Genomic DNA, 24707 nt, shown 5'->3' on the forward strand with positions numbered 1-24707 from the left:
TAGCGGCACGAACAGGCAACGCTATCTATAGGTTTGTGTGACCGGAAGTATGAGCCTTGCACAGCCATACGTTAGAAAGCATAGCTGAGCCCTACGCTGGTGTTAAACGAGTGCATCGGTTGCCGGTGCCGGAAAGGATTCCCCTGCGCATCCTGCACCGTGAATGTAGGCCTGGTGTAAAGTATACCGGCTTCAAAACCGACTATTAGCGGCCTGATAGGGACGTTAAAGCCTGCGGCCCACCCCAGTGCCAGGGCGGTGGCCTTGTCCTCGGGCATGCGTATGTTGCCGTAGGTGGTGCTCACTTGCCAGGAGGCGCTGCGGTTAAAGGAGGCCCCGGCAGCGCCTTTGGCGTAAAGCTCGGCAGAACCAAGCGGCAGCGTGTAGTAGAGCGTGGCCAGTGTAAAAACCGAACGCCAGGCTTCGGAGTCCTTTGCTGTCACCAGCTCATCGGCACTCTGCACAAGGGCATCCAGGTCGTAGCCGTTGTTTCGGTAGGCCACCGACACGCCGGCTGCCCAGTGCTTGTGAAGGCTGTAGCGGTATTCGCCCGTCAGTAGCAGGCCCTCCCGCGCAAAAGCCGGGTAGTCATCCTCAAAAGAAGAGCTGTTGTACTCGCCGTTCGGATAGGCAATGCCCAGCTGCAGGCTCACCCGGTGCCGGGCCTCAGGCAAAGGTTGGCTCTGGGCTGTGGCCGTAAAGGCCAGGAAAGCTGCACACAGGCAAAGTATAAACGGCTTCATCGGCACAGGTATAAATCTAGTGCAGCAGGTCCTGGTACTCAGGGTGCTGCTGCATGAACTTCTTCACTGCCCCGCAGGTAGCCATTACCTTGTAGTTGTGCTGCCGGGCGTACTGCAGCGCCGTGGTGATGAGCTCCGTGGCCAGGCCCTGCCCCCGGTAAGCATCGGGCACATAGGTGTGCAGCAGGTTAAGCACGTTTTCCTCTGGCTTTGCATAAGCCACCTCAGCTTCTTTGTCACCGCCCAGCTTAGCGGTAAACTGCTGGTACTTCTCTTCGTGTACAATCGGGTAATCCATCCTTAAAATCTTGCTTCGTAGGTGCTGCGCTCGTCCGGCCGCAGCGTTATCGTTTTCTTTTCCCTGCTCTTTACGCCGTTTTTTGTTTTATCGATGTACAGGGCCAGCGGTATGTTGGCCGGCAGCAAGAAGGTTCTTGTGGTTTCGTACGCCTCCTGGCTGCTGAGGAGGAACTCGAAAGCCTGGCTGCAGCTGTCCGGGTCGGTGGGGCTAAGTTTGTACGTGAACATTGCCTGAAAGCGGTCGCCCTGCCGGAGCCCCTGCTCAGGCGCAACAGTAAAATCAAGTGTGGCGGAGGCTGTGGGAGCCAGGGTGATGTTTTGAATTACGGTGGTATCGCGGCCGATATCGCCGATGTAAACGCTCGCTAAGGGAAAGCAGCTGGTGTAGGTTTCCTGCTCCAGACTGGTGACGAGTTCAAAAACGCCCTCGCTTAGTTCATCATCCCGCAACAGAAACCGGAGCGTGTAGTTGCCGTCTGCGTCGCTTACTGCAAATGCTTTCTTACGACTGAGGCTGCTCCCCGGGCTGTAGGATTTGTGCCACCTGGCCAGCAGCGTAACACCTGCCACAGGTTGGGTGCCGGTGGCATCTGTTAGGTGCCCTTTTATAACGGTGCAGGAGCCGGGGCAGTACTTGCTGATATAGTCATCCTCTTGCCTGCTGCAGGCCGGGGCGCAGCAAAGTAAAACCAGCGCCAAGAGGTACCGTTGCAGCTTGCCAGGTGCTATCATCAGAAGAAGCTAAGAATGGTTCTATACTTCAAGATAGGAAATTAGCGGGAATATTATGCATATTCCTATACTTTAATATTTGCCCGGCGGGGAGAGGCGCAGCCCCTTGTGCGGCGGCCCCGGAAGGGAGGCTGCTGTCGGGCTGGTTTTGTAAAGGCAGGGGGCTGCGGAGTGGCAGAAAAGCACTACCTTTGCGGGCCTTTTGCTTGCCGCTTGAGTGGCGCCAGCAGGTATTCCAGCCCGTTTATCTTGATCTCATAGATGGTGGCCAGTTGCATGCCCAGCTTTCCGGGCGGAAACCCCTTGCTACAGAACCACTCCAGGTAAGACACCGGTAAGTCGCAGAGCAGCTTTCCTTTATACTTGCCGAAGGGCATCTGGTGCTTCACGAGCTCCTGCAGAATGGCAGGGTTTGGGGAGGCGTCGGGTGTTTGCATGGGGCAAGGTAAAAATTTGAGAACATTGTGCCAAGTTTGGGTGTTAGATAAACTTGCGCCGCTGCCATTTGCCCGGTCATACATGCACAGCACCCCGGCAAAGCTACAGGAGAGGCGGTGGTTTATTTGTATTGATGTTTTAACTTTGGTTTGATTTTTAAATCCGATATATGACAAAAAGAGAGTACTTCATTATCATACTTATCCTGGGGGCGCTCGCCACGATCAGCCCGTTTTCGATTGACATGTACCTGCCGGGCTTCCCGGCCATTTCGAAGGATCTGAACGCTACCATAGCGCAGGTGCAGCTCTCGCTGACGGCTTACCTGGTGGGCATCTCGGTGGGGCAGCTGCTTTACGGCCCCCTGCTCGACCGCTTTGGGCGTAAGAACCCGCTCTACGCCGGCCTGCTGATCTACATAGCGGCCTCGCTGGCCTGTGCCTATACAGATTCTGTCAACTCGCTGATCATGATGCGCTTTATACAGGCCGTGGGAGGCTGCGCGGGCATGGTGGCGGCGCAGGCGCTGGTGCGGGATATTTTCCCGGTGAACAAAACGGCGCAGGCCTTTTCGCTGCTTACGCTGGTGATCGCCGTTTCGCCGATGATCGCGCCAACGGTGGGCGGTTACGTAACGGCGGCTTTCGGGTGGCATGCCGTGTTTATCATACTGGCCGCTATTACGGCGCTGATAATGGTGGGCGTGTACGTGGCGCTGCCAGAGGGCCAGCAACCTGACCAGTCGATCTCCCTGAAGCCAAAGCCGGTGATCAAAAACTTCCTTTCGGTGCTGAAGCAGGAGCAGTTTCTGTTATATGCGCTGGCTGGCGGCATTGCCACTGCGGCTCCGTTTGCCTACATCGCGGGCTCTTCGGATGTGTTTATGAACATTTACCACGTGAGCGAGAAAGAGTACGGCTGGATCTTCGCCTTCCTGGCCTTTGCCATGATCGGCTCTACACAGCTTAATCACTTCATCCTGAACAAGTATAAAAGCGAGCAGGTGATCAACTTCACACTGATCTACCAGACGGTGGTGGCTGTGTTGCTGGTGGTGGGCTCTTACTACGGCTGGTACGGCAAATACAGTCTTATCGCGCTGCTGTTCATCTTCCTGACGGGGCAGGGGCTTTTAAACCCGAACGCCACCGCGCTTTCGCTGGCTCCGTTCACCAAGAACACCGGTAGCGCCGCGGCACTGCTCGGCAGTTTCCGGATGGCCATGGGCGGCCTGATGTCGGCGGCGGTGAGTATCTTTCACACGGGCACTACCTTACCGATGGTTAGTGTGATGGCTGGCTGCGCTGTTACGGGCTTGGTGCTGTTGCTGTTGGGCAAGCGCACCATCCGCCACCGCGCCAGCCGCCGGGCGGTGGAAGACGATACCTCTGTGCTGGTATCTACCCGCATGGAGCACTAATGCCAAAGAAGGCGCTCTAAGAGAACCTTATCCCTAACAGATGAAGCCCCGGCCTGCGCGGGGGCAGGAACGAAAAAGCCGGTTTGCAACTGCTGCAAACCGGCTTTTTTAGCTTAGAGGCGCTTATCAGGCCTTTGTCATCTCTATGTGGTCAATGCCGTCTTCGTCATACACCGGGCCCGACTGTACAAATCCAAAGCTCTCATAAAAGCCCTTGGCATACAGCTGCGCCCCGATTTTAATGGGGCCGTTGCCGTACAGGCGGTAGCACGCTTCAATGGACCGCTCCACGAGCACCTTGCCCACGCCTGTTCCGCGCACTGCCCTGCTGCTCACAATGCGCCCGATAGACATGGCGTCGGGGTAAGAGAGGCCCGGGGGCACCAGGCGCGACGTGGCAACAAGCTCGCTGCCCCTGTATAGCAGCAGGTGCTGGCACTTCTGGTCCTTGTTGTCCATGTCCAGGAACACACAGGTCTGTTCCACTACAAAAACATCGCTCCGCAGCCGAAGCATGTCATAAAGCTCAAAAGGGGTAAGTTCTGCAAAGGGCTTGCAGATAAACGTTGGTTCCATGTCTGTCAGGTGTCGTAAGGGCAGCCACGGCAGTAACAGCCGCTCAGGTGTTGCTGTGGGCTTTGCGTTTAGGGTGTCTGTCTTCTTAAAGCTTCAAATGTAAGCAATCGGAGGCACAAAACGGGGTGGACCCTAACGAAATGTAAGCCCGAGTAGAGCGAGAGGCTTATCCCGCATCTTGCCCGTTGCTGACAGAAGCGGGCAAGATGTAGTGGTTGGAGCCGCGATTGGGAGGGAGCCTTAAGCCTGCTGTAAGTATGCCTGCACCTGTTTAACGGTTTCTTTGGCAGAGCGGCCCACGCCGATAAGGGTAGCAGAGGCAAAGCCTGTCCAGCCGCCGTATCCTACGAGCCACAGCCCCGGCCTTTCCACAGCCTTGGTGCCTTCTGTAACCACCCTTCCGCTTGCCTTCACCAGGCCCAGGCACTGCAAATGATCGAGGGCATAGCCAAAGCCTGTACACCAGATAACCGCGTCCACAGCTTCTTTGTGGCCGTCTGGCCAGATCACGCCCTGTTCATAAAAGGCATCAAAAGGGCGCACTGCCTGCAGCGCACCGCGCTCCCGCGCCTCTATCACCGAGGGTACCATCACAATACTCCCCAGGTTATACTTGTCCGGGTCTAAGGCTTCCCCTTTCTGCAGGGCGTAGTATTTCGCAGAGGCTATGTCGAATAGCACGCTGCCGTCCACCTCGTCTGGCAGAAAGGACGGCTCCCGCAAAGTTACCCACGTCGCATCGGCTACCTTCGAGACCTCTGCCAAGAGCTGTGCACCGGAGTTTCCGCCTCCTATTACCAATACCCGTTTCCCTTGCAGCTGTTCCGGGTTTCTGTACTCAGAGGAGTGCAGCAAAGCGCCCTTGTAGGTGTCCTGGCCTGGATAGGAGGGAATGTAAGGCTGCTGTACAATGCCCGTCGCGCTGATGACGGTACGGGCATAGTAAGTGCCTTTATCCGTCTTCAGCTCAAAGATCCCTTCTTTAAAACAAACATCCTGCACCTGTACAGGCCGCTGCACCGGAAATTTATACCTGTCCTCATAGTTCTGGAGGTATGAGATCGTCTCCGCGCGCGTAGGGTACACATGGGACGTTTTGGGCATGAGCCAGCCCGGCAGGCTGCTGAACTCGGCGGGGGAGAAGAGGTTAAGGGAGTCCCAGGCCTTAAGCCAGGAGCCGCCCGCTTCCGGCTGGTTATCGAGCAGGAGGTAGGAGAGGCCCGTCCTCCTGAGATAGTACGCACAGGCAAGGGCACTCTGGCCTCCCCCGATTATGATCGTATCAAATGTTTCTTGCATTTTTTGCCTTGCTTATACACAAGAGCCCCAACCGTTTTAAAAGTCAGGGCTCTTGTGCTACGTGTTCATACGGAAGCTCCCGCAGGAGGATATCCGGCTTACGTGCTTACTGCGACCACTCCGTTGGCTGGCGGTCCCAGCGGTGGCCTTTTAGCTCTTGCAGCAGCTGCTGTGGCAGGCCCTTGCCGTCGCTGGTGCCGAGGTTGGCCGCTACGTGGTTGGCTTTGCGCATGCCGGGTATGGTGGTGCTGATCTGCGGGTTGCTCAGGATAAAGCGCAGCGCCATCTCGGCCATGGTCATCCCTTCCGGCACCAGCGGCCGAAGCGCCTCTGCGTGGTCCACACTGCTGTTCAGGTTTTCCGGTACAAAGTAGGAGTTGCGCCAGTCACCTTCCGGAAACGTGGTGCCTTTGGTGAGGTTGCCGGTCAGGGTGCCTTCATCAAAGGGCACGCGGGCAATAATGCCCACATCCAGCTGCTCGCAGAGCGGGAAGAGCTCGTCTTCCGGCGCCTGGTCAAAGATGTTGTAGATAACCTGCACGGCGCTGATGTGGCCGGTGCGCAGGGTCTGGAGCACGTTCTGCGGTTCCCAGCGGTTCACGCTCACGCCCATGTGCTGGATCTTACCGTCGGCTTTGAGCTTCTCCACGGCACGTTGCCACTCCTCGTTATCCGCCCAGGCATCTTCCCACACATGAAACTGCTGCAGGCCGATCGTCTCCACGCCCAGGTTTTTCAGGCTTTTCTCGGTGTACGCGATGATATGCTCCGCCGGGAAAACATCCTCTAGCTTAAACTCCGGTTTGGAGGGCCATGTAAAGTTCTTGGGCGGTATTTTCGTGGCCATGTACAGCTGCCTTTCCGGGTGGCGCTTCAGCAGTTGCCCCAGCAGCTTCTCGCTGTGGCCTTCTCCGTAGCCCCAGGCCGTGTCAAAAAAGTTGCAGCCGTTCTCTACGGCTAAATCCAGGGAGCGCTCCGACTGCCGGTCATCCGACTCTTTCCAGCCGGCCATGCCCCACATGCCGTAGCCTACCTCGCTTATTTTCCAGCCTGTGCGGCCAAATCGTCTGTATTGCATTGCCTGTCTCTTTATGTTTGTCTCCTTAAGGTATAAAATAAATCCGGCGATGGAGGGTCCGCCAGCCTGTCAGGAGTACTGCCGCCCTGCCCGAATAGTTTTAAGGTCTTTGGCGGAGGTGCGGTTGCATGCCCTAACAAAACAAAAAAAGCGCTCCTCTGGTAAGGGAAGCGCTTCTCTCGGCTTGGCTGCTGCTACTCAGCTGCCATTACCTTTCGGATCTGTGCCTGTACGGCAGGGTCCTCTTTATAGGCTTTCAGGATGTTGTTATACTCCTCCATCGTCAGGCCCTCTTCTTCAATGGCCTGCTCTACTTTCTCTTTCACCTCGGGCTGCAGCTGTACAATAGCCTGGGCCGCCGTGCTGAAAGCGGCGATCTCTTCAGGGTTCTCGGCCACTTCTTCCAGCTTTTTCTGGCGGTGAGCCTTTGCCAGCTCGTTAAAACGGTCAACGCTGAGGTCCTGCTCCTCAATGGCAGACACCAGGGCCGTGCGGCTCTCCTTCTGGATCTCGGTCGCCTTGGTGTTCGCGTCTAAAAAGCTTCTCAGCTCTTCGTCAGAATAGGTCTGTGAGGTTTGCTGCTCCTGCGGAGCCGCTGTCTGTTGTGCGAAGGCTGCCTGCCCGAAGCAAAGAGAAGTCGCGACAAAGGCAGCTGCAATGGTCCCTTTCTTGAATAATACCATATAGTGGTTTTGGTTAGGATTGGGTTAAAAATAAATTTAGGGCAGGTACGGATACCATTTGCCGGTGAGGTGCACCAACGAAAGAATGGGCTGTGGAACGGCCAGTTGAACGGCCATACAGAAATCCGCACCTAGTTAAGTATAAACAATTATGACGCCAAAGGCAAAATAATCTCCTGTAAGTCAAAGCTTATGCTCTTTTCCTTATGTTTTGGCGGCGTGCGCGGCTGGTGTGGCAGCGGCTGCGCAGGGTGAGGCTGGCGACAGCGGTTGGCTATGCTTCGTAAAAATCGACTCTGCCGGTCTCCACGTCGTACATGCCCCCGATAATACGGATTTCCCCGTTCTGCTCCATCTCCGCCAGGATGGGGCTCTGCTTCCTGACCTGCTCCATGCCCAGGTGTACGTTGTTCTCGGTTACATGCGTTACGAAGTCTGTGTTTTTGCCGTTCCGCTCTGTTTGGGTCTGTGTTTCGCGCTCAATGGCCGGCTCCACCTTCTTCAACAGCCCTGTCAGGTTCCCCAGCTCCACATGGTCGCAGGCCCCCGTAATGGCGCCGCACCTTGTGTGGCCCAGCACCACAACCAGCTTGGACCCCGCTGCCTTGCAGGCAAACTCCATGCTGCCCAGTATGTCTTCGTTTACAATGTTGCCGGCAATCCGGATACTGAAGATGTCTCCCAGGCCCTGGTCAAAAATCAGCTCGGCCGAAGTTCTGGAGTCGATGCAACTGAGTATGACAGCGAAGGGAAACTGGCCCGTAGAGGTCTCGTTCACCTGCTGCAGGAGGTTCCGGTTGGCTTTCAGGTTGTTGACAAAGCGCTCGTTTCCCTCCTTCAGAAACTGAATCGCCTTCTCCGGCGTCATGCTGCTCTGCGTTTCTTTGGTATGTGTTCTCATGGTATGGTAGTTGGTTACATAATGTAGTACTTCTCTGCGGCTAAAGGCTTGGGCACATCCGCGTCGTGCAGTATCTGCTTAATGTTGATCTCGATGGTTCTGGCAATAGCCGTGACGGGTGTGTCAGTGGGCTTGTTGCGGAAGGGGTCCTGCATGTGCCGCGCCGTTTTCTCTATCAGGAAGAAGGTCGTGGCGATAAAAGTCAGGACCGGAATCTCATACACGCCTATCGTCTCGACCAGGGCCAGCGACAGCACCACCAGGAAGAGGTAAATAAAGAAGTGCACGATCAGCTTATAGGTAACGGGAAACACGGTGCCCCTGATGCGCTCGGCCTTGCCCATCGACTCGCAGAGGCGGGTGAGGGTGCTGTCGAGCTGCACCTGCTGGTACGGGTTTACCGCCTCAAGCCGAAGCAGGGCTTTCAGGTCGTGCACGTGGCACATGAGCAGGGCCAGCGGCTTGTTGCTGTGCTTCCGGATGTAGTTTATCTCCTCCGGCGACAGGTTGGCCTCCTGCTCTTCCTTAATGGGCTCGTTCCCCCGCAGCGACTCCCCCAGGCTGTAGCACCAGGCAATCTGGCGGTAGGCCATCCGGTGCAGCAGCTGCCGCGGCTCCGTCCGCTCCTCGTCCACGAAGCCTTTTAGCTGCAGCACCAGGGAGCGGGAGTCGTTTACAATGGCACCCCATACTTTGCGGGCCTCCCACCAGCGGTCGTACGACTGGTTAAGTTTAAAAGCAAGTATAAGGGAGATGGAGGTACCCAGGATAGCCGGCAGCTGAAACGGAACAGGCGGCAAGTAATCGGTGAAAAAATGTTTCAGGAGGTGGAAAGCCACAGAAAAAAGCAATACCCGCAGCACGTCATACTTTACTTTGTTGAGCATGTAGCTGAAGGGAATCGTTTTGTCTATGAGCATACGGAGTGTTTATCGAGTTTCTAAGAATCGCCTGTAAAAGCGCACAGCGCGGTGTGCCGGAAACTATTCTACGCCATCTTTTCGGGAATAGTTAGACGCACCTGTAGCCCAAAGCGGCTTGTGTCGGTCTGTGTTATGCCACCAAGTCGGCCTTGCCAACTTAGCGGCCCAAACCAACGTTTTGCTTAATAAGGCGCTAATTAACAGGGTGGTTGCAGAGCTTTTAATAGCTCTGCAACATTTGCCTTGATTTTAATGTACATACATTTTATGTAGGTATTATTAATCGATGCCTGCCAATCCTCAGACACACGAGCGCAGCTAACCCATGCCGCAGGCATGCCGGCGGCGTTTGAAGATACAACAAACCTAAAAATCACAGATTATGGCTACAACAAAATGGGTCGTAGACCCGACGCACAGCGAGGTACAGTTTAAGGTGAAGCACCTGATGATTACGACCGTAACGGGGTATTTCAGCAAGTATAACGTAGAGGTGGAGACAGAAGACGAGGACTTCACAAAGGCCTCGCGCATTGTTTTTACGGCTGATGTGGACTCTATCAGCACCAATAACGAGCAGCGCGACACGCACCTGAAATCGCCCGACTTTTTCGACGCTGCCAACCATGCCCAGGTTCGCTTTGAAGGCAACAAGTTCGAGAAAGCCTCCGACGACCAGTACAAACTGCACGGGGACCTCACCATCCGTGGCACTACAAAGCCGGTAACGGTTAATGTGGAGTTCGGTGGTATCGTTGTGGACCCGTACGGGCAGACAAAAGCGGGCTTTACCGTCACCGGCAAGATCAACCGTAAAGAGTTCGGCCTGTCCTGGGACGCGGTAACAGAAGCCGGTAGTGTGGTGGTGAGCGATGAGATCAAACTCAACAGCGACATCCAGCTGGTAAAGCAAGGCTAAGCACTTTGCCTTATAGAGCTAAGTGGAGATAATCAGGAAGAGCTGCTTTCAGGTAAGGCAGCTCTTTTTGTTTACGGGCCGGGGATGGGCGGCTTGTACTGCTGCTACTTTTCATACTTGGTAGCGATCGGCTTGGGCTGCACTTCGCGGCCCCGGTTGTGGGCATAGGCCTTGGTAACCTCCGCACCCAACAGCAGGATAACGGAGGAGTAGAAGACCCACAGCAGCAGTATGACCAAAGAGCCCGCCGCCGCATAGATACCGGAGATAACCATGCGCCCGAGCAGGAAGTTAATGATCTGCTTGCCGATCAGGAAGAGCAGGGACGTGATGGCCCCACCCATCAAGGCATCCTTCCAGGGCACCTTCACATCGGGCAGGATCTTGAGTATCGCAGTGAAGAAGACGTACACTATCGTTAGGTAGAAGACGGTGTTTACAACCTGGATGGTGGAGGAGAAGTGCTCCTCCAGCAGCATCCGCAGCTGATCGCCAAGCATCGCCACCAGGGTGTCGAACAGCAGGCTGAGGGCAAACAGCAGGCCCAGGTTCGCTACCATCGCCAGCGCTGAAAGCCTGTTTTTCAGCAGTTGCACCAACCCCACCCCAGGTTTTGTCCGTACCTGCCACACGGCGTTCAGCGCCTTCTGTATAATAAAGAACGTGATGGTAGAGCTTTGGATGATAATGACCAGGCCTATGGTTATTCCCCAGAACCCGGTGGGGGCCTCTACGGCGTTCTCCAGTATGGAGCTCACCTGCGTGCTTGCCTGCTCGCTAACCAGGCTTTCCACCTCTTTCACAAGTTGGGAGCGCACGGTGCTTTCCGAAAAGAAAATAGAACCGGCAAACATAAGAATGATCAGGATGGCAGGAAGAGAGAAAATGGTGAAGAAGGCAATAGCGGCACTGTAGACGATCGGCTCGCCCTGCAGGAAGTTCCGTCTGGAGTACTTCAATATCTCCCAGGTGTTTGTAAAGAAATGCTTCAGTTTTTTTACCATGCCCTTTTACCGCCTTTACTGCAGGCTCTGTTGAATAACGCTTACCGGGCGCATTGGTTGGTGGCATTGCCGGAAAGCGACTTACCCCAGTGGGGCAGAGGAGCACCATTAGGTGGTGAAGGCGGCTGTACGGTAAAAGGCGTGAGCGTTGCTGCTGCTTTTAAGCTGCAACCGTACAGCCGCGCTGTTTCTGGTATCATTTTTTGCTCCCGTTAGTTTGGTTTGTTTCTGTTGATAATCAGTGTGATAGGTTGCTTTTTGTGCTTTTTAGAAGCTAGCTGCCTCTGCTTTGGCGCATGTGCCGGAGGCGGCGTGGCATACAAATTGTAAATGACTGCTCTAAATGCGTGACAGTTTGTTTTAAAGACTAAATAACACGTTTATGAAAAAAGGAACATTCATTTTCAGCCTGGTTTTTATAGTATCAATCATGCTGAGCAAGCCGGGAGAGGCACAGGATAGAAAGATAAGCCCACAGGCAAAAGGCACTGTTATCGGCGCTGCAACGGGTGCCGCCGCAGGTGCCATCATACACAAGCGCAACCGCGTGGTAGGCGGTGTTGTCGGCGGTGTAGTAGGTGGCGGCGCAGGCTATGTAATTGGCAAGCGCATCGATAACAAGAACAAGGCAGAAGAGGCCGAACGGGCTGCCGAGGCAGAACGTATAGCGGCCGCGGAAAGAGCCGCCGCCGAGGCTAGGGAGACAAGAGCAGTAGCTGCAGCCAGTGCCCCTGCCAGCGCGCCGGCTAAAAAAACAGTTGCCGCAAAGAGAGCGGCCGCCCCAGCCAGGCAAGCGCTTGCTGCCCCGGCCCCGGCCGCAGTTGCCTATGCCGACTACACAGAGGTCCAGGACCCTATCATGACCATTGCTTTCCTGCCGAACCCCACGTACGGAGACCCCTCTACCGCATACAGCACCTCTGAGGTAAGGAGAAAAAGCTGGTAAGCTAACGTATACGCAGCATTTCATGTACCTTAAGCCCGGACCTGTAGGTTTGGGCTTTTTACAAGCAAACACTAAAGATGATACTTATGAAACGATACTTGTCTATCCTGTTCTTTGCCGTTGTGCTTTCGTCTTGCACGCAGCAGAAAGAGGCGGTAAACATACAGCGCCTGAACCAGGAGTTTATCAGTGCCTGGAACAACGATGACCCCGAGAAGGTGATTTCCTTCCTGGCAGACGATGTGCAGTTCATTCAGGGCGAAACGCACTTCAACGGCAAGTCTGAAGTTGCCAACAAGTGGGTAAAGGATACTTACCCCACCATCAGCGACCTGAAAACGAATGTAGTAAGCACAGGTGCCGATGAGCAGATCGCCTACGAGGCGGGTACTTTCTCTGTGGATGTGCTCCCCTCCGGCACAGACCAGCTGCACGGGATAGGAGAGGGTAACTTTATCCTGCTTTGGAAAAAGGGAGCCGACGGCAACTGGAAGCTCAGCTATGCACAGCTGGAGGGCTTGCCGGTGCAGGCAAAGAACTAGCCACCGAAGTAACTGAAAACAAAAAGCCTGGCAAGTGTATACTTGCCAGGCTTTTTTATGGAAGGTTTCCTGCGCGGGCAGGAAACGCGTCTTTTACTTTTTCGACTGCGGCTCTGTAACCGGGAAGCCGCGGTCACGCATCAGCGCATCGATTTTGGCGTCGCGGCCACGGAACTTTCTGTAAGCCTCGGCCGGGTCCATGGAGTTTCTAGGCGCGAAGAGGTACTTACGCAGCTTGGCCGCCACCTCTTTGTCGTAGAAGCCGCCCGGTGCCTCTTCAAACGCCTCTGCGGCATCCGCTGTCAGCACATCGGCCCACATGTAGCCGTAGTAAGCGGTGGCATAGCCCTCCCCGGAGAACACGTGTCCGAAGTGCGGCGAACGGTGGCGCATCACCAGTTCGCTTGGCATGTTCATGGCCGCCAGCGTTTCGCGCTCAAATGCATCCGGGTCTATACTTGCCGGGTCTGCCAGGTGGTACTTCATGTCCATCAGGGCCGACGCCAGGTACTCCGTCGTGGCAAAGCCCTGGTTAAAGGTAGAGGCCTTTTTGATCTTCGCCACCAGCTCCGCCGGCATTACCTCACCCGTTTTGTGGTGCTTCAGGAACTGGTTGATCACCTTGTCGGTAGACAGCCAGCGCTCGAGCAGCTGCGACTGGAACTCCGTATAGTCCCTCACACCGCCGTTCAGCGTCGGGTACTTCACATTAGACGACAGGAAGTGCAGCGCATGGCCGAACTCGTGGAAGAAGGTCGTCGCATCATCCCACGAAACCAGCACTGGCTCGCCCGGAGCCGGCTTGATGAAGTTGGAGTTGTTGGAGGCCAGCACGGTTTGCTTGCCGTTGAAGGTGGTGTGGCTGCGGTACGGCGAAGCCCAGGCGCCGGAGCGTTTGCCCTGGCGTGCAAATGGGTCCAGGTACCACAGGCCGATGTGCTCTCCGGTCGTCTTGTCGGTTACTTCCCATACTTTCACATCTTCGTGGAAAACAGGCACAGCGCCTTCCGCCACTGGCGTAAACTTGTAGTTAAACAGCTCTCCCGCGGTAAAGAAAAGCGCCTGCGTCAGGTTGTTCAGCTCCAGGTACTGCTTTACCTCGTCAGAGTCCAGGTCATACTTCTGCTGGCGCACTTTCTCGGCGTAGTAGCGATAGTCCCACGGCTTGATCGTGATGCTCTTGCCGCTGGCATCGGCCACCGCCTGCATGTCTGCCACTTCCTCTTTCACGCGGGCGATGGCAGCCGGCCAAACGGCGTTCATCAGGTCCATGGCGCGCTCCGGTGTTTTAGCCATGCGGTTCTGCAGGCGCCAGTCGGCGTAGTTGTCGTAGCCCATCAGCTTTACGCGCTCATTTCGGAGCTGGAGTATCTTCTGGATGTTCTCGTTGTTATCGGAGGCGTCGCCGTTGTCGCCGCGGGAGTAGTAGGTGTTCCATACTTTCTCGCGCAGCGCACGCTCGTCGGAGTAGGTCAGGAACTGGTCCATGGACGAGCGGGTGTTGGTTACGGCATACTTGCCTTCCTGGCCGCGGTCGGCGGCGGCTTTGGCGGCAGCCTTCACAAACGACTCCGGCAGGCCGCTCAGCTGGTCTTTGGTCAGGTAGGTAACGTAGTTCTCCTCATCGGCCAGGATGTTGTTAGAGAACGCGGTGTAGAGCGACGAAAGCTCTTTGTTGATAGCGGCATAGCGCGCTTTGGCAGCGGCATCCAGGTTGGCGCCCTCCATGGCAAAGCCTTTGTACACCAGCTGCACTACGCGTTGCTGGTCTGCCGGCAGGGCCTTTTTCTGGGAGTTGTCATAAACCGTTTTGATGCGCTGAAACAGCTTCTCGTTCTGGGAGATCTTTGAGTTGAACTCAGAAATCTTCGGGGCCAGCTCCGCCTGAATCGCCCTGAACTCCGGCGAAGACTTGTTGCTGCTCCAGATGCTGTAGTAGGTAAAGGCGCGGTTCAGCTCCTCGCCCGCCTTCTCCAGGGGCTCAATGGTGTTGGCGAAGGTAGCGGGGGCAGGGTTGTTGGCAATGGCCTCGATCTCGGCCAGCTGTATGGCCATGCCCTGTTCAATGGCTGGCTTCAGGTCGGCCAGGTCCATCTTGTCGAAAGCAGGAACGCCTCCGTAAGGGCCTGTCCACTTGGCCAGTAAAGGATTGTCGGTATGCTTTTGTTGCTCCATGGCGGTAGGTGTTTGTTGCGACTGCTGCCCCTGTTGGGTAGAGGTGCAACCGAGTAAGGCCAGCATCACAAGCACGCTTGATTTTTTGCCGGCATACAGCATCTGGTTTCCCATATAAGTAGGTAGTAAGGGTATAATAGTTAGAGTTTAGACATAGTTAGCGATAACTATAGCACAAGTTACTAAAAAATACCGATAGATTTGGCCTTGGAAGGCGCGTGGGTTAGCCTGGCCATGTGGATTAGGCGCTGTAAAAGCCGTGGGGGCAAACACTGGCTGCCCGCATCGGCACGTGCGCCCCAACGTATAGCAACCTTAAACCCAACGTATAAGATGGACGAGCAAAGCACACGCAACAAGCAAACAACACTGCAGCTATATAACACCGTACTGCCTGCCATGGCAGAGCACATCCACCGGAACATTACCCCGGTTTTACCTCTCTTTCACGATTTTAAACTGGAGCGGCTCATCGATACCTGGACCAAAGACCCCGCCGCCGACCCGGACGAGAGCGTTAGCGTCGAGAACGGCAACGTGCAGCAACTGGGGCTAAAGCTGCGGCTGGAGGGCTTCCAGAGAGCCGGGGCCGAGGCCTTCGACATTTCCAAAGACCTCCTCTTTAAACTGGAGCATCACAGCTACACCGTAGGCCCCAACAAAAACGACAGCTGGCTTGAAAAAGAGTACCACCAGAAGTGGGAGAAGTCAGAGTACGAAACGATTGCCGAGAAGTGGAGCGAGGAACTGATCGAGGAGCTCACGCAGCGGCTTGAAAAACTGTCCTAAACCGACATGCCTGGCAACCCTGAACGGCGGTGCTGCTCGCTGCATGAGCGACGGAAGCAGCTAGAAGGCTTTAAAACCTTTGCGCGCGGCCCGTACGTTCTGCCTTGCCAGCGCAAGCTTTGCCCTGGGCAGGTGGCGCCGGTACGGCCGGGCATGCTATCTTTGCTGCCATGAACTCGATTAAGCTCAGCCCTTACTACCGCCTCTACGCCTTCTCGGATTACCGGAGCATGAAAGCAGCCCTGCCTTACATGCGGCGGGTGGTGCTGGCAAAGGGGCTGGTGGAGGTGGAGGAGTCGGAGGCGCGGAGCTATGTATGGCGCATCAGGGGGCAGGGCTATAAGAACTACCTGGAGCCGCTCGGCAGCCAGCGTACCAAGGGCACAGGCATACAGTCCCTCATCACGGCCCTGCAGGTGCTTTACAAAAGCAATGGCTACTCTGCCCGGTACATTGTGATAGAGCGGGGGTAGGCTGCTTTTTATACTTGTGGTAGCGGATGCGCTGCTTTGCGGTAGCAGGTAAGCGCCTGAAACTGCCGGGGCAGCGTTGGCATTACTGTTGCCTTTCTTACTACAAGAGCTACAGGAAGCCCTTATTCTAGGATCTGCCCTTTACCAACCTGCAGGCCTGGAGTATCGGCAGCTCTGTTTCAGAAGCGGCCTGTTGTCGGGCCGTTTTTCCGTTAACCATTCCTGCGGTACCGCCAGCACCCCTTATTCCTGCTGTTTACCCTCATAACGTTTCCCGAAGTGGCCTTTTCATGGCCTGTGTCAGTGCTTTTATATTTGTTTGAATGCCTTTTGTTTATGAACGATACCGAAGGCGGGCCGTATTATCTACTACGGAGGAACAATACGAGAACGGTTGTTGGCTCTGCCATTTAAAACAAACTTAATAATAAAGCTATGTCACATACAGTAGTAGGAGTTTTCGACACCTCCAACGAGGCCCAAACCGCCTTACAACAGCTAGTTAGCAGCGGGTTTTCAAGAGACAACATCGATATTGCACCCAACACCAACGCGGGGGCGGACGAGCACGACAAGAAAGACGACAGTATAGGTAACTTCTTCCGGAACCTGTTCGGTAGCGGAGACCATTCGGAGCGGTACTCCAACTACGCGCGAACGGGGGCTATTGTCACCGTGCACGTCAGGTCGGCGGCAGATGCCGAGAAAGCGGCCGATATACTGGACGAGCACGGCGCTGTAAACCTGGACGAGCGCGCTACCGGGCAAGGCACCGGTGCTGTAGCCGCAGACAGGGGCAGGCCCGAAACCTCCGCCACCGACACAACCATCCCGGTGGTAGAGGAGGAGATGCAGGTAGGGAAGCAGGAAGTAGAAACAGGGGGCGTGCGGTTACGCAGCCGCATTATAGAGCGCCCAATTGAGGAGCACCTGCGCCTGCGTGAAGAGCATGTGCGTGTGGAGCGCAACCCCGTAAACCGACCGGCTACACCAGGAGACATGAACGCCTTTAAGGAAGGCTCCGTTGAGATGACGGAGCATGCGGAAGAGCCCGTGGTGCGCAAAGAGGCCCGTGTCGTGGAAGAGATAAACCTCGGAAAGGATGTAGAAGAGCACGACGAGAACATCAAAGGCACTGTGCGCAAAACAGACGTGGAAGTAGACAGGCTAGATGAAGACGAACTGCGCCGCCGCCGAACAGAAGGCGACCGGCCAGGCAATGTATAACGAAGCTGCTGCACAGCGTAAACACGAAGCGGAGGTTCCCAAAGAGCCTCCGCTTCGTGTTTACGCTGAGGCGCCGCCACCGGGAGCGGGTATGCCGCTGATTTTTGCCTTTAGCAGCAAGCCCTGGCGAAGGAGAACGAACGGCCGCGCTCGTAGTTCTAAGCAGGCACAAAGGCCGCTGGAAGTGTCCCCTTGAGCGTAAGCTAAAAGCACAAGCGCGCACGTCCGCTTGTGACGTAGTACAGCAGCTACTTGTCACTGGGTTTTCTTGCGTTACAGCGGTACTTACCTGTTGGTAAACAGGCTTGTGTACCGACGTGTCGAACATAACACCAGGTGCGTGGTTAAGAGGTAGCAGGTCGCAGTCGGCAACCAGGCAGCCAGCGTGCTACGCCGGGACGAATGTGGTGTAGCATTTTTTTAATAAATTTGAGCTATCTAAATTAAAGGCTTATCACGATAGAAATATTATGGAAGACAGTAAAGTGCTGAACTATATTGAAGAGGTATTAGAAAACATGCCAGCCGACTGGTTGAGGCTAACAACCCATCGGCTGGATATTTACAACGAGCAACTAGCCAAAACCCAATTCTTGGAGCAGTTTGAAGCTTTGTTTGAAGCACGCAATGCGGAAACAGCAGCGCTCAGTGCGTTACCCACTGCTTTCGACTATATCCGCTTAGGCCATCCGTTGTCTTCAATCCTGGAGTGGGCAATTGCCAGCCTGCACAACCTGAAGCCGGAAAATGTCATCAGCTTTTCCTCCCGGACGATGCCTGTTTTAGCCGTTCTCAGGAAAAACCTGCTTACGCATAAGAACACCCAAATTGTTTATACTGGTGAGCTGCCGGACTTTTTCGATGCTGAGGTACTGGAGCGTGTGTATGGGTACAAATTCGACTTAAAGCGGGTTGAGAAAGCAGAAGATGTTACTGCGTTTGACGGCAGCACCGTTTTCTTCTCACAAGAGGCTGAAGTAGGGCAGGCTACCCTCACCCCACAAATTGATTTCTATGTAAGTGTGCACGGTGACCTTGGAAGTGTTTTGTTGGTAAACGGAGAAAAGAACAATGGTTACGTGTCAGAAATCCAGCATGTAAGAAGGAGGGAAAGTATAGCCATGACGCCGGCCAATAGTTTCGCTGCCTTACAGCAACTGATCGGGAAACCTTTTTCCGGTAAGGAGCAACGTGATGCCGCGGCGAACAAGGCAAAGGTGCTAGACCTACTCAAAAGCATTACCGGCACAAATGCTAACGCTTTAGTTGGTTCTTCGGGGTTGTCTATGCAGTATGCGATCATGATGGGCCTTGTTCACGAGGCGCTGGAAAAGCACACCGGAAAAGCCATCAAGTTTGTTGTTCCGCCAAACTGCTATGGCGGCACAAACGACCAGGCAAGGCGCATAGCCGCTATTCTGGATAATGTGGAAGTGGTGGACCTCCTCGTAGATAGGGAGAATAACATGGTGCAAAGTATAGACACCGTGCTGGAGAAAATTGCCAGCCAGGATGCTGTGCCTTACATTATTGCTGAAATTCCAACCAACCCAAGAGTAGAGGTTCCGGACCTTGAAAAGTTAAGGGAGGCGCTGAGCAAAACGCGTAAGACGGCAACCGGAAGTGTTGCTGTTGACCCGGTATTTATACTTGACCAAACGTTCTGCCCAAATGTGCAGTTTGTTGGTAAAGACGGAATCCTCTCCTCAATCAGAAGCATTTCATACGCCAGCGGATCCAAGTTCCCAAGTGGCGGAAAAGCTACTGCTGGTTACTGTGTCGCAAACAGCAAAGCCGAAGCTTTGCTGGAGAAAATAGACAAGCACCTGAGGCTTTGCGATAACGAAGCGACCGACCTCCAGATGGAAATACTGGCAGAACAGCTGCCTTCTATGAACCAGCGCATTGAGGCTGCCTACAGGAATACGCGCGAGTTTGTAAACTTCATTAAGGATACCTTACCGGAGGCGAAGATCAATTTCGTTTCTGAAGAATTGGCAGAACAAGGGTTTACGCCATCGGTGTTTTCGCTGGATTTGCCTACAAAGGGAAACACAGCTGAGGAAAGGGAAGCCTACAAGCGGGAGCTCAATAATAAGTTGATCAACATGATGATCACTGAAATCCCTAATGAAAGCAAATACTGTGTGAGCTACGGCCAGCTAAAAGGGTGCTACTGGACCATACCTGCCACCTCCACGCAAGGCACCACCAAAGAAGCCGACAAAGACTATATCGCCCGGGTATCTCTGTCCCCGGACTTAGATCTTGAGCTTCATAAAAAAGTGTTTGCAGATTTTGTAGAGCAGATTTAAGGCTGGTGGAGGTATTGTAACCGGAGCCAGTTCTTACGTATGTTAGCCGCTATGTTACTCGCTTATGCGATGTAATGTAGCGGCTAACGGCGTTTTAAAGCTACGATACATGCTTCCTTTTGTGCTGCTGGTTTGGTTGCTGGTAAAAACACCAATAACGGAGGGGTAAACACTGGCGCAAGCGTCCGCTTGTGCCGCGGTACTAACGGTGCATACTGTACTCCACCTTACACAATCAGCATAATATCCAGCAGGCTGGGTTCTCCTGCATAGGCAGTGGCGCTGCTGTAAGTATACGCCTCGGGGAGGCTGACAAACCCTGCCTTTACCGGATTCTGGTGGATATAGTCCAGCTTCTGCTGCAGCAGAAAGTTCGTGTTAAGCTCGATGGGGTGGTTGTGCTGCTGCCAGAACTGATAATCGTTGTTGTTGCCGTTCTTCTTCCCGGCCCGTTGCATCAGCCAGAGCATCCAATCTTTGCGGCTCTCCTGCGGGTTATCCTGTATGGCCTTTCTGAGTTGGGTGGAAGTATAGCTTTTAAAGTCGCGCAGGATGTTTTGGAGCGGCTCCTGCTGGCTACCGACGATCAGGTGCACGTGGTTTGTCATGATACAGTAGGCGTACACTTCCAGGCCCTTCTGCCTAGTGCAGTAGTTAAGGCTATCGAGTAGCACCTGCCTGTACTCTTCCCGACCGAACACGTCGATCCAGTATACTACCGAAAAACTGACAAAGTATAATTTGCGCTGGTCCCTGATTTTATACTTCCTGCTCATACGCTGTAGTATGGTTTAGCCTTTCCATACTTGGCTACAGGCTAGCTGGTTTTCCCAGGCAGACATAAAGTCTATGTAATCTCATAGCGCAAGCGTCCGCTTGTGCTGCCACTGCTTTGGCTACAGGTTTATTAGTTTGCTGGCTGTGATGCGGGGCAAATGGGTTGTTTTGCTGTCGCAAGGCACAAGCGGACGCTTGCGCCAGGGGGGGAGTATTCAGCTATTATAGAAATTCAGGACATCTAAGAGTAAAAGACCAGACAAAAATATAATCTGGTCTTTTTATTCAACATCATTCTGCTTCAATTCCTATCAGCTCGTACAAGGTTTTCTCATTCCCCGTCTTATAGATAGTTTTATAAATTCTTAATTGAAATCGACAAAGTTGATTCAAGAAATCTTTGTATGAAATAACCTCCTCTTCTCCTAGTTCTTTTCCAATACTTCCTGAAATTGGCTTTCCATCAATATCAACCATTTCAAATTTTCCTGAATCTAGAAGAATTCCGCGCAAAGTACCTAGAACAAATATTTCATTCTCTTCACTTTCTGCAGCGTCAACACGTTCAAAAGCAACTCTAACATCTTCTTCTGATATTTGAATTCCGAAATCTCCAGACTCCATTTTGATAACTGAATTCTCCTTGTAAACAGCTTCTAAGAATTTCTTCAAATTACTTAATGTACCTTTAGGAGAATTTGCTGTTGCTAACTCAAATTGTTCATCGCCTTCAGCTGCAGAACTTATTAACTGTATAGTTTGCTTAATTGCTTTTCCTACTTCTTGCTCATCAAATAAATCACTTGATTCTAACTGGCTTAGCTCAACTCCAAATGACCCAACAGGTAAAGCTGTTAAATACAAATCAGTATTTGCTTTCTTTTTTTTCTGATTTTTACCTTGAGCAGCCCCGAATCGAATAAGTGCGGTTTGAGTCTTGACTAATGATTGAAATGGGTCTACAGTTTTACTTACAAAGCGAGATTTAATTCCTTGTGAACCTTTTACAGCACTTCCACTAAAGAGCAAACGCACTTTTGCCTCAGTTACATTTTTAGGAAGCCCCTCTAACTCCTGCTGCAATTGCGCTAACTTGTCTTTTGCACCCAAAGACATGATAGGATGATCTCCTACAAGATTAAGCATTCGCTCTGTATCAACAATTTGAGCTTTTATTTCCTGAATTCTATTAAACAAACTCATATAATCCCCTTCTGTGAGTTTAAGTATTGTAACGCTTGTTGATCCTCAATAGGTGTATTTATGGGTATACGTAAAATCCCTTTCCAAATTTGATTTCTTCTGTGTGTAAATAGCTGAATCCAAAATCTTGTAGCTTCAATTACACGGAACGGGTCGGTTGCGATATCAACTGGTTGATTATCTACTTTATATTTTACTTTTGCCTTACTTGGCATTGCAAATTCGATAAAATTTGATGTTATATTTTTATTCACGTCAATCACTATGCCAGGTGTTTTTTCTAGTTGTCCAGCATAAAATGTAACAACATCAATATCTTTTGGTGGTCGTTTCTCTAGTGTCTCAATATCTTCTAAAAAGCTTCCATCAAGCCACTGATAGCCAAGAATTATATCTTCCAAAGTCATTTTCTCACGAAAAGAAATAAAGCCTTCTAATATTGCTATACGTTCTTTTGAAGTAGCAAATCTATTGCAAAGCTCAATTATAGTACAATCATATGGAGAAACTTGAGAAGAGGAGGTTGGGTGATTCCCTTGGTATGGAGGAAGAACTCTATTATGATCAAAAGAAGGAATTGGAGGCATAAAAGTTTGTTCTGTATCTAAATTATATCAGTTTTACTTTAAATCATTGCAATATAATATTTATAATATTTATACGTACAATAAAAAAACAGTCCCCTATACCGTCCCCTGAAAACAAAAAAAGCCCTGTAAATTAAGTATTTACAGGGCTTTTTATTCACTAAATGTACCTTGGGCCGGAGTCGAACCGGCACGAGTGTAACCTCATTGGTGTTTGAGACCAACGCGTCTACCAATTCCGCCACCAAGGCATGTTCCTCTGTCAGGAACGCGATGCAAACTTAGATAAACTTTCTTGAATGCGCAACAGGTATTTCTTCTTCAGGTAGTAAGTTTTTACCTCCTGCAGGGCCTCCTCCTTGGTAACGCCATGAAGCTCAGGATATCGCTGCAAAACAGGCAGTACGTCATTGTCTAGCTGCGCCATTACGCCGCTGCTTTTCTGCCCGATTTCGTGCAGTTTGTCGGCATCAAAGTCAAACTCCAGCTCCATCAGCTCCTCGTTCAGCTCCATCATCTCCATCAGGAAGTCAGAAGGCAGTTCGTTTTTACCGCCTTCCTCCAGCAGCCCGTGCTCCTTCAGGATGTACTGCATGCGCAGGTCCGGGTCGGAGAGGGTGCGGTAAGCGTTGGTGTTCTGGGTGCTGAGCTGCAGAATCTCCTGCTGCTTTTCCTGCGGCTCGTTGGCAAAAAAGTCCGGGTGGTACTCGCGGCTCAGTTTATAGTAGGTGTTCTTCAGGGCCTTCTCATCCAACAGAAAGCTCTCGGGTATATTATAGAATTCGAAGTAGTTGCTCATCTACAGTAGGGTTTAAAGTATGAATTGCTCTACAAAGGTACAGAAACTGGCACACTAATGTTCGCAGGTAAACTTTGCACAACGTTTCATCCCGGCGTAGTTATATTTTTTATTTAGACTATTTCTAAATAAATTTGGGCATCTTGTGAAAACAGCCTCCTGCTAAACCTGAAGAAAACAGATATGCCCGCAACTAAAGTGCTTGTAGCCGATGCCAACCTGCTGATCAGGAAAGGAATTGTTGCGCTCTTACAGCAGCAGGAAGGGCTACAGGTAATCGCCGAGGCCGAGAGCGAGGATGAACTGCTGCAGCTGGTGCAGCAGCACGAGCCAGACGTGGTGGTGCTGGACTGTAACCAGCCCGGCCTGCTGGAGCTTGCAAGGCTTGCCACGCTAAAAGGCCTGGTTACGAATACCCATCTGCTGGTGATCACCGACGATTGCGGAAAGGATACCGTGCTGGAGGCGCTCAAGGCCGGCGCGACAGGCTACGTCCTGAAAGTATGCGGCGAGCAGGAGATTGTGAGCGCCGTGCTGGCTACGGCACGGGGCGAGCGCTTTATGTGCAGCCAGGTGCTGGATGCCGTGTTTAAGGAGGACAGCACACCGGAGGCCGAGCACCCGCTCACCCCCCGCGAAATCGAGATCATCCAGCTTATTGCCGAGGGTAACTCCACGCTGCAGATTGCCGACACGCTCTTCCTGAGCCACCACACGATTAACTCTCACCGTAAGAATATTCTACGCAAACTGGGCATAAAGTCGCCCGCAGAGCTTATCGTGAAGGCCCTGGACCTGGGCATTGTAAAACCCCACCGTTAACCCGCTGCCATACAACGCCCCGGCGGCGGCTGCCGCTGGCCTGCAGGCGCCCGGCTTATACATAGGCGGTACGGTTTCCCTTGTTTCGGGCTTTACATTCTCCGTAGCTGCTGCTCGGGCGCGCGGGGCAGGCGAGACTCCCAGCAAAAGAAGCAGGCCCGGCGGCAGCCGTAGCCACAGGCAACTCCCTAGTTCTAGCTAGCCCACCGGCAGCCATTTTGGCTATTACCAGCGATTGACGGGCAGCGGGCCCGGCTGTACCTTTGTATCATTGGTTATCGTTCCAGCTAAGAGGCGACATAACATGAAAGACAACAGCATGAAACTGCAGCAGCGTTCAAAGAGCCACAGCCGTTTAGAGGAGCTTGGTGCTGTTGTGCTTGTCGTTTTGGAATGGAGCCATGCGGTAGCCCGGTTCTACAGAGAAGTGCTTAGGATGACGTTTAAAGTCATGTAAAATATTGTTAGTGTTAGATTGGTGAATGTCCTGCCTGGGGTGACTTTATAGTTTGCTAGCCCCAGGCAACAAGAAAAGCGCAGCGGCAGCCCACAGCTAAGGGTTAGCGGCTGCGTTTTGTTTTGGCTGAAACCGCAACGGCATTCCCTGCGCCTGCAACAGGCTGGCCTTAGGCCTCCACCTGCTGTAACGACCAGGCCTGCGGCTTATCGGCGAAAAGCGTTTTGGTGGCGGGCCATACTTGCCCGAACAGCTCGGAGCCGCGGTACCTGTTCAGGTGGTCTTCTGAGTCCCACAGGCTGTAGGTGCTGTACACGTTGGGCTGGTGCAGGTCCTGCAGCAGCTCTACATGCTGGCAGCCCTCAAAGGCGCGGATTCTGGCTTTGGAGTTGCGGAAGATCTCCAGAAACTCCGCTGTTTTCTCTTCTTTAAACGTCATCCTGACGATGCGAACGATCATAGTTTGAATAACTGACTTTTGAATAATGGAATGAGGTGAATGCCTGAACACTTAATCTGCCACTCTACAGCAGCTCCAGACATTCATCTTGCCAAATGTACAAACCACTATTCAGTTAT

General features: G+C 53.0%; 27 protein-coding genes and 1 tRNA gene. 10 read left to right on the top strand and 18 right to left on the bottom strand.

Annotation, left to right across the window (positions count from 1 at the left end; genetic code table 11):
• Positions 1–71 precede the first annotated feature (71 nt).
• The 4 genes from CA264_RS01815 to CA264_RS01830 form a co-directional block, all read right to left on the bottom strand.
• Positions 72–743 carry an outer membrane beta-barrel protein gene (locus tag CA264_RS01815; RefSeq protein ID WP_025604110.1) on the bottom strand — a complete coding sequence of 224 codons (672 nt, stop codon included), beginning with the start codon at positions 741–743 and terminating at the stop codon, positions 72–74.
• A gap of 16 nt (positions 744–759) precedes the next feature.
• Positions 760–1041 (bottom strand): GNAT family N-acetyltransferase, encoded by a 282-nt coding sequence (locus CA264_RS01820; RefSeq protein ID WP_025604111.1) that lies wholly within the window; start codon positions 1039–1041, stop codon positions 760–762.
• A 2-nt stretch (positions 1042–1043) separates the two neighbouring features.
• Positions 1044–1775: a carboxypeptidase-like regulatory domain-containing protein gene (locus CA264_RS01825; RefSeq protein ID WP_025604112.1), complete on the bottom strand. Its 732-nt coding sequence runs from the start codon at positions 1773–1775 to the stop codon at positions 1044–1046.
• Positions 1776–1960: 185 nt separating this feature from the next.
• Positions 1961–2212 carry a DUF3820 family protein gene (locus CA264_RS01830; RefSeq protein WP_025604113.1) on the bottom strand — a complete coding sequence of 84 codons (252 nt, stop codon included), beginning with the start codon at positions 2210–2212 and terminating at the stop codon, positions 1961–1963.
• Between the two features lie 170 nt (positions 2213–2382).
• Here CA264_RS01830 and CA264_RS01835 point away from each other — a divergent pair, with 170 nt between their 5' ends.
• The gene (locus tag CA264_RS01835) at positions 2383–3633 is read left to right on the top strand and encodes a multidrug effflux MFS transporter (RefSeq protein WP_025604114.1); all 1251 of its coding nucleotides are present in this window, start codon (positions 2383–2385) and stop codon (positions 3631–3633) included.
• Positions 3634–3759: 126 nt separating this feature from the next.
• Here the strand turns inward: CA264_RS01835 and CA264_RS01840 are convergent, their stop codons facing one another.
• The 6 genes from CA264_RS01840 to CA264_RS01865 form a co-directional block, all read right to left on the bottom strand.
• Entirely contained in the window at positions 3760–4209 is a 450-nt protein-coding gene (locus CA264_RS01840; RefSeq protein WP_025604115.1) for a GNAT family N-acetyltransferase, read from the bottom strand.
• Positions 4210–4449: 240 nt separating this feature from the next.
• Positions 4450–5508, bottom strand: coding sequence for an ArsO family NAD(P)H-dependent flavin-containing monooxygenase (locus CA264_RS01845; protein ID WP_025604116.1), 1059 nt, complete (start codon positions 5506–5508; stop codon positions 4450–4452).
• A 106-nt stretch (positions 5509–5614) separates the two neighbouring features.
• Positions 5615–6586: an aldo/keto reductase gene (locus CA264_RS01850; RefSeq protein ID WP_025604117.1), complete on the bottom strand. Its 972-nt coding sequence runs from the start codon at positions 6584–6586 to the stop codon at positions 5615–5617.
• Positions 6587–6780: 194 nt separating this feature from the next.
• The gene (locus tag CA264_RS01855; protein WP_025604118.1) at positions 6781–7269 is read right to left on the bottom strand and encodes a DUF4168 domain-containing protein; all 489 of its coding nucleotides are present in this window, start codon (positions 7267–7269) and stop codon (positions 6781–6783) included.
• Positions 7270–7543: 274 nt separating this feature from the next.
• Positions 7544–8170 carry a carbonic anhydrase family protein gene (locus CA264_RS01860; RefSeq protein ID WP_025604119.1) on the bottom strand — a complete coding sequence of 209 codons (627 nt, stop codon included), beginning with the start codon at positions 8168–8170 and terminating at the stop codon, positions 7544–7546.
• A 14-nt stretch (positions 8171–8184) separates the two neighbouring features.
• Entirely contained in the window at positions 8185–9090 is a 906-nt protein-coding gene (locus tag CA264_RS01865) for a bestrophin family protein (protein WP_025604120.1), read from the bottom strand.
• Positions 9091–9475: 385 nt separating this feature from the next.
• Between CA264_RS01865 and CA264_RS01870 the strand changes: the two genes are divergently transcribed.
• Positions 9476–10012, top strand: coding sequence for a YceI family protein (locus tag CA264_RS01870; protein WP_025604121.1), 537 nt, complete (start codon positions 9476–9478; stop codon positions 10010–10012).
• 104 nt (positions 10013–10116) lie between these two features.
• On the opposite strand, the gene CA264_RS01875 is transcribed toward CA264_RS01870, so the two are convergent.
• Positions 10117–11016, bottom strand: a complete 900-nt coding sequence (locus CA264_RS01875) for a YihY/virulence factor BrkB family protein (RefSeq protein ID WP_025604122.1) — start codon at positions 11014–11016, stop codon at positions 10117–10119.
• Between the two features lie 382 nt (positions 11017–11398).
• Here CA264_RS01875 and CA264_RS01880 point away from each other — a divergent pair, with 382 nt between their 5' ends.
• Entirely contained in the window at positions 11399–11962 is a 564-nt protein-coding gene (locus tag CA264_RS01880; RefSeq protein ID WP_025604123.1) for a glycine zipper domain-containing protein, read from the top strand.
• An 86-nt stretch (positions 11963–12048) separates the two neighbouring features.
• Entirely contained in the window at positions 12049–12504 is a 456-nt protein-coding gene (locus tag CA264_RS01885) for a YybH family protein (RefSeq protein WP_025604124.1), read from the top strand.
• A gap of 93 nt (positions 12505–12597) precedes the next feature.
• On the opposite strand, the gene CA264_RS01890 is transcribed toward CA264_RS01885, so the two are convergent.
• The gene (locus CA264_RS01890; RefSeq protein ID WP_084196128.1) at positions 12598–14793 is read right to left on the bottom strand and encodes a M3 family metallopeptidase; all 2196 of its coding nucleotides are present in this window, start codon (positions 14791–14793) and stop codon (positions 12598–12600) included.
• Between the two features lie 219 nt (positions 14794–15012).
• On the opposite strand from CA264_RS01890, the gene CA264_RS01895 reads away from it, so the two are divergent.
• From CA264_RS01895 to CA264_RS01910, 4 genes are all read left to right on the top strand, one after another.
• Positions 15013–15468 carry a hypothetical protein gene (locus tag CA264_RS01895; RefSeq protein WP_025604126.1) on the top strand — a complete coding sequence of 152 codons (456 nt, stop codon included), beginning with the start codon at positions 15013–15015 and terminating at the stop codon, positions 15466–15468.
• A 170-nt stretch (positions 15469–15638) separates the two neighbouring features.
• Positions 15639–15941 carry a hypothetical protein gene (locus CA264_RS01900; RefSeq protein ID WP_025604127.1) on the top strand — a complete coding sequence of 101 codons (303 nt, stop codon included), beginning with the start codon at positions 15639–15641 and terminating at the stop codon, positions 15939–15941.
• Positions 15942–16376: 435 nt separating this feature from the next.
• Entirely contained in the window at positions 16377–17168 is a 792-nt protein-coding gene (locus CA264_RS01905; RefSeq protein WP_025604128.1) for a YsnF/AvaK domain-containing protein, read from the top strand.
• A gap of 470 nt (positions 17169–17638) precedes the next feature.
• A complete protein-coding gene (locus CA264_RS01910; protein ID WP_025604129.1) occupies positions 17639–19483 on the top strand; it encodes a PLP-dependent aminotransferase family protein in 1845 nt (614 codons plus the stop codon).
• Between the two features lie 227 nt (positions 19484–19710).
• Here the strand turns inward: CA264_RS01910 and CA264_RS01915 are convergent, their stop codons facing one another.
• The 5 genes from CA264_RS01915 to hscB all read right to left on the bottom strand — a co-directional run bounded on the left by CA264_RS01915 (position 19711) and on the right by hscB (position 22849).
• Positions 19711–20259 carry an REP-associated tyrosine transposase gene (locus CA264_RS01915; RefSeq protein WP_025604130.1) on the bottom strand — a complete coding sequence of 183 codons (549 nt, stop codon included), beginning with the start codon at positions 20257–20259 and terminating at the stop codon, positions 19711–19713.
• A 292-nt stretch (positions 20260–20551) separates the two neighbouring features.
• Positions 20552–21463 carry a hypothetical protein gene (locus tag CA264_RS01920; RefSeq protein ID WP_025604131.1) on the bottom strand — a complete coding sequence of 304 codons (912 nt, stop codon included), beginning with the start codon at positions 21461–21463 and terminating at the stop codon, positions 20552–20554.
• Positions 21460–22050 carry a DUF6932 family protein gene (locus CA264_RS01925; protein ID WP_157593615.1) on the bottom strand — a complete coding sequence of 197 codons (591 nt, stop codon included), beginning with the start codon at positions 22048–22050 and terminating at the stop codon, positions 21460–21462. Before CA264_RS01925 ends, CA264_RS01920 begins: the two co-directional genes overlap by 4 nt.
• Positions 22051–22217: 167 nt before the next feature.
• A tRNA-Leu gene (locus CA264_RS01930) sits at positions 22218–22301 on the bottom strand.
• Positions 22302–22312: 11 nt separating this feature from the next.
• Positions 22313–22849 (bottom strand): Fe-S protein assembly co-chaperone HscB, encoded by a 537-nt coding sequence (gene hscB / locus CA264_RS01935; RefSeq protein ID WP_025604133.1) that lies wholly within the window; start codon positions 22847–22849, stop codon positions 22313–22315.
• Positions 22850–23032: 183 nt separating this feature from the next.
• Here hscB and CA264_RS01940 point away from each other — a divergent pair, with 183 nt between their 5' ends.
• On the top strand, positions 23033–23671 hold the full coding sequence (locus tag CA264_RS01940; RefSeq protein WP_025604134.1) for a LuxR C-terminal-related transcriptional regulator: 639 nt from the start codon (positions 23033–23035) through the stop codon (positions 23669–23671).
• 304 nt (positions 23672–23975) lie between these two features.
• Positions 23976–24128, top strand: coding sequence for a hypothetical protein (locus CA264_RS21740; RefSeq protein ID WP_157593616.1), 153 nt, complete (start codon positions 23976–23978; stop codon positions 24126–24128).
• 169 nt (positions 24129–24297) lie between these two features.
• Here the strand turns inward: CA264_RS21740 and CA264_RS01945 are convergent, their stop codons facing one another.
• Positions 24298–24588 (bottom strand): putative quinol monooxygenase, encoded by a 291-nt coding sequence (locus tag CA264_RS01945; protein ID WP_025604136.1) that lies wholly within the window; start codon positions 24586–24588, stop codon positions 24298–24300.
• Between the last annotated feature and the right edge of the window lie 119 nt (positions 24589–24707).

The organism is Pontibacter actiniarum, assembly GCF_003585765.1.
Lineage (GTDB): Bacteria > Bacteroidota > Bacteroidia > Cytophagales > Hymenobacteraceae > Pontibacter > Pontibacter actiniarum.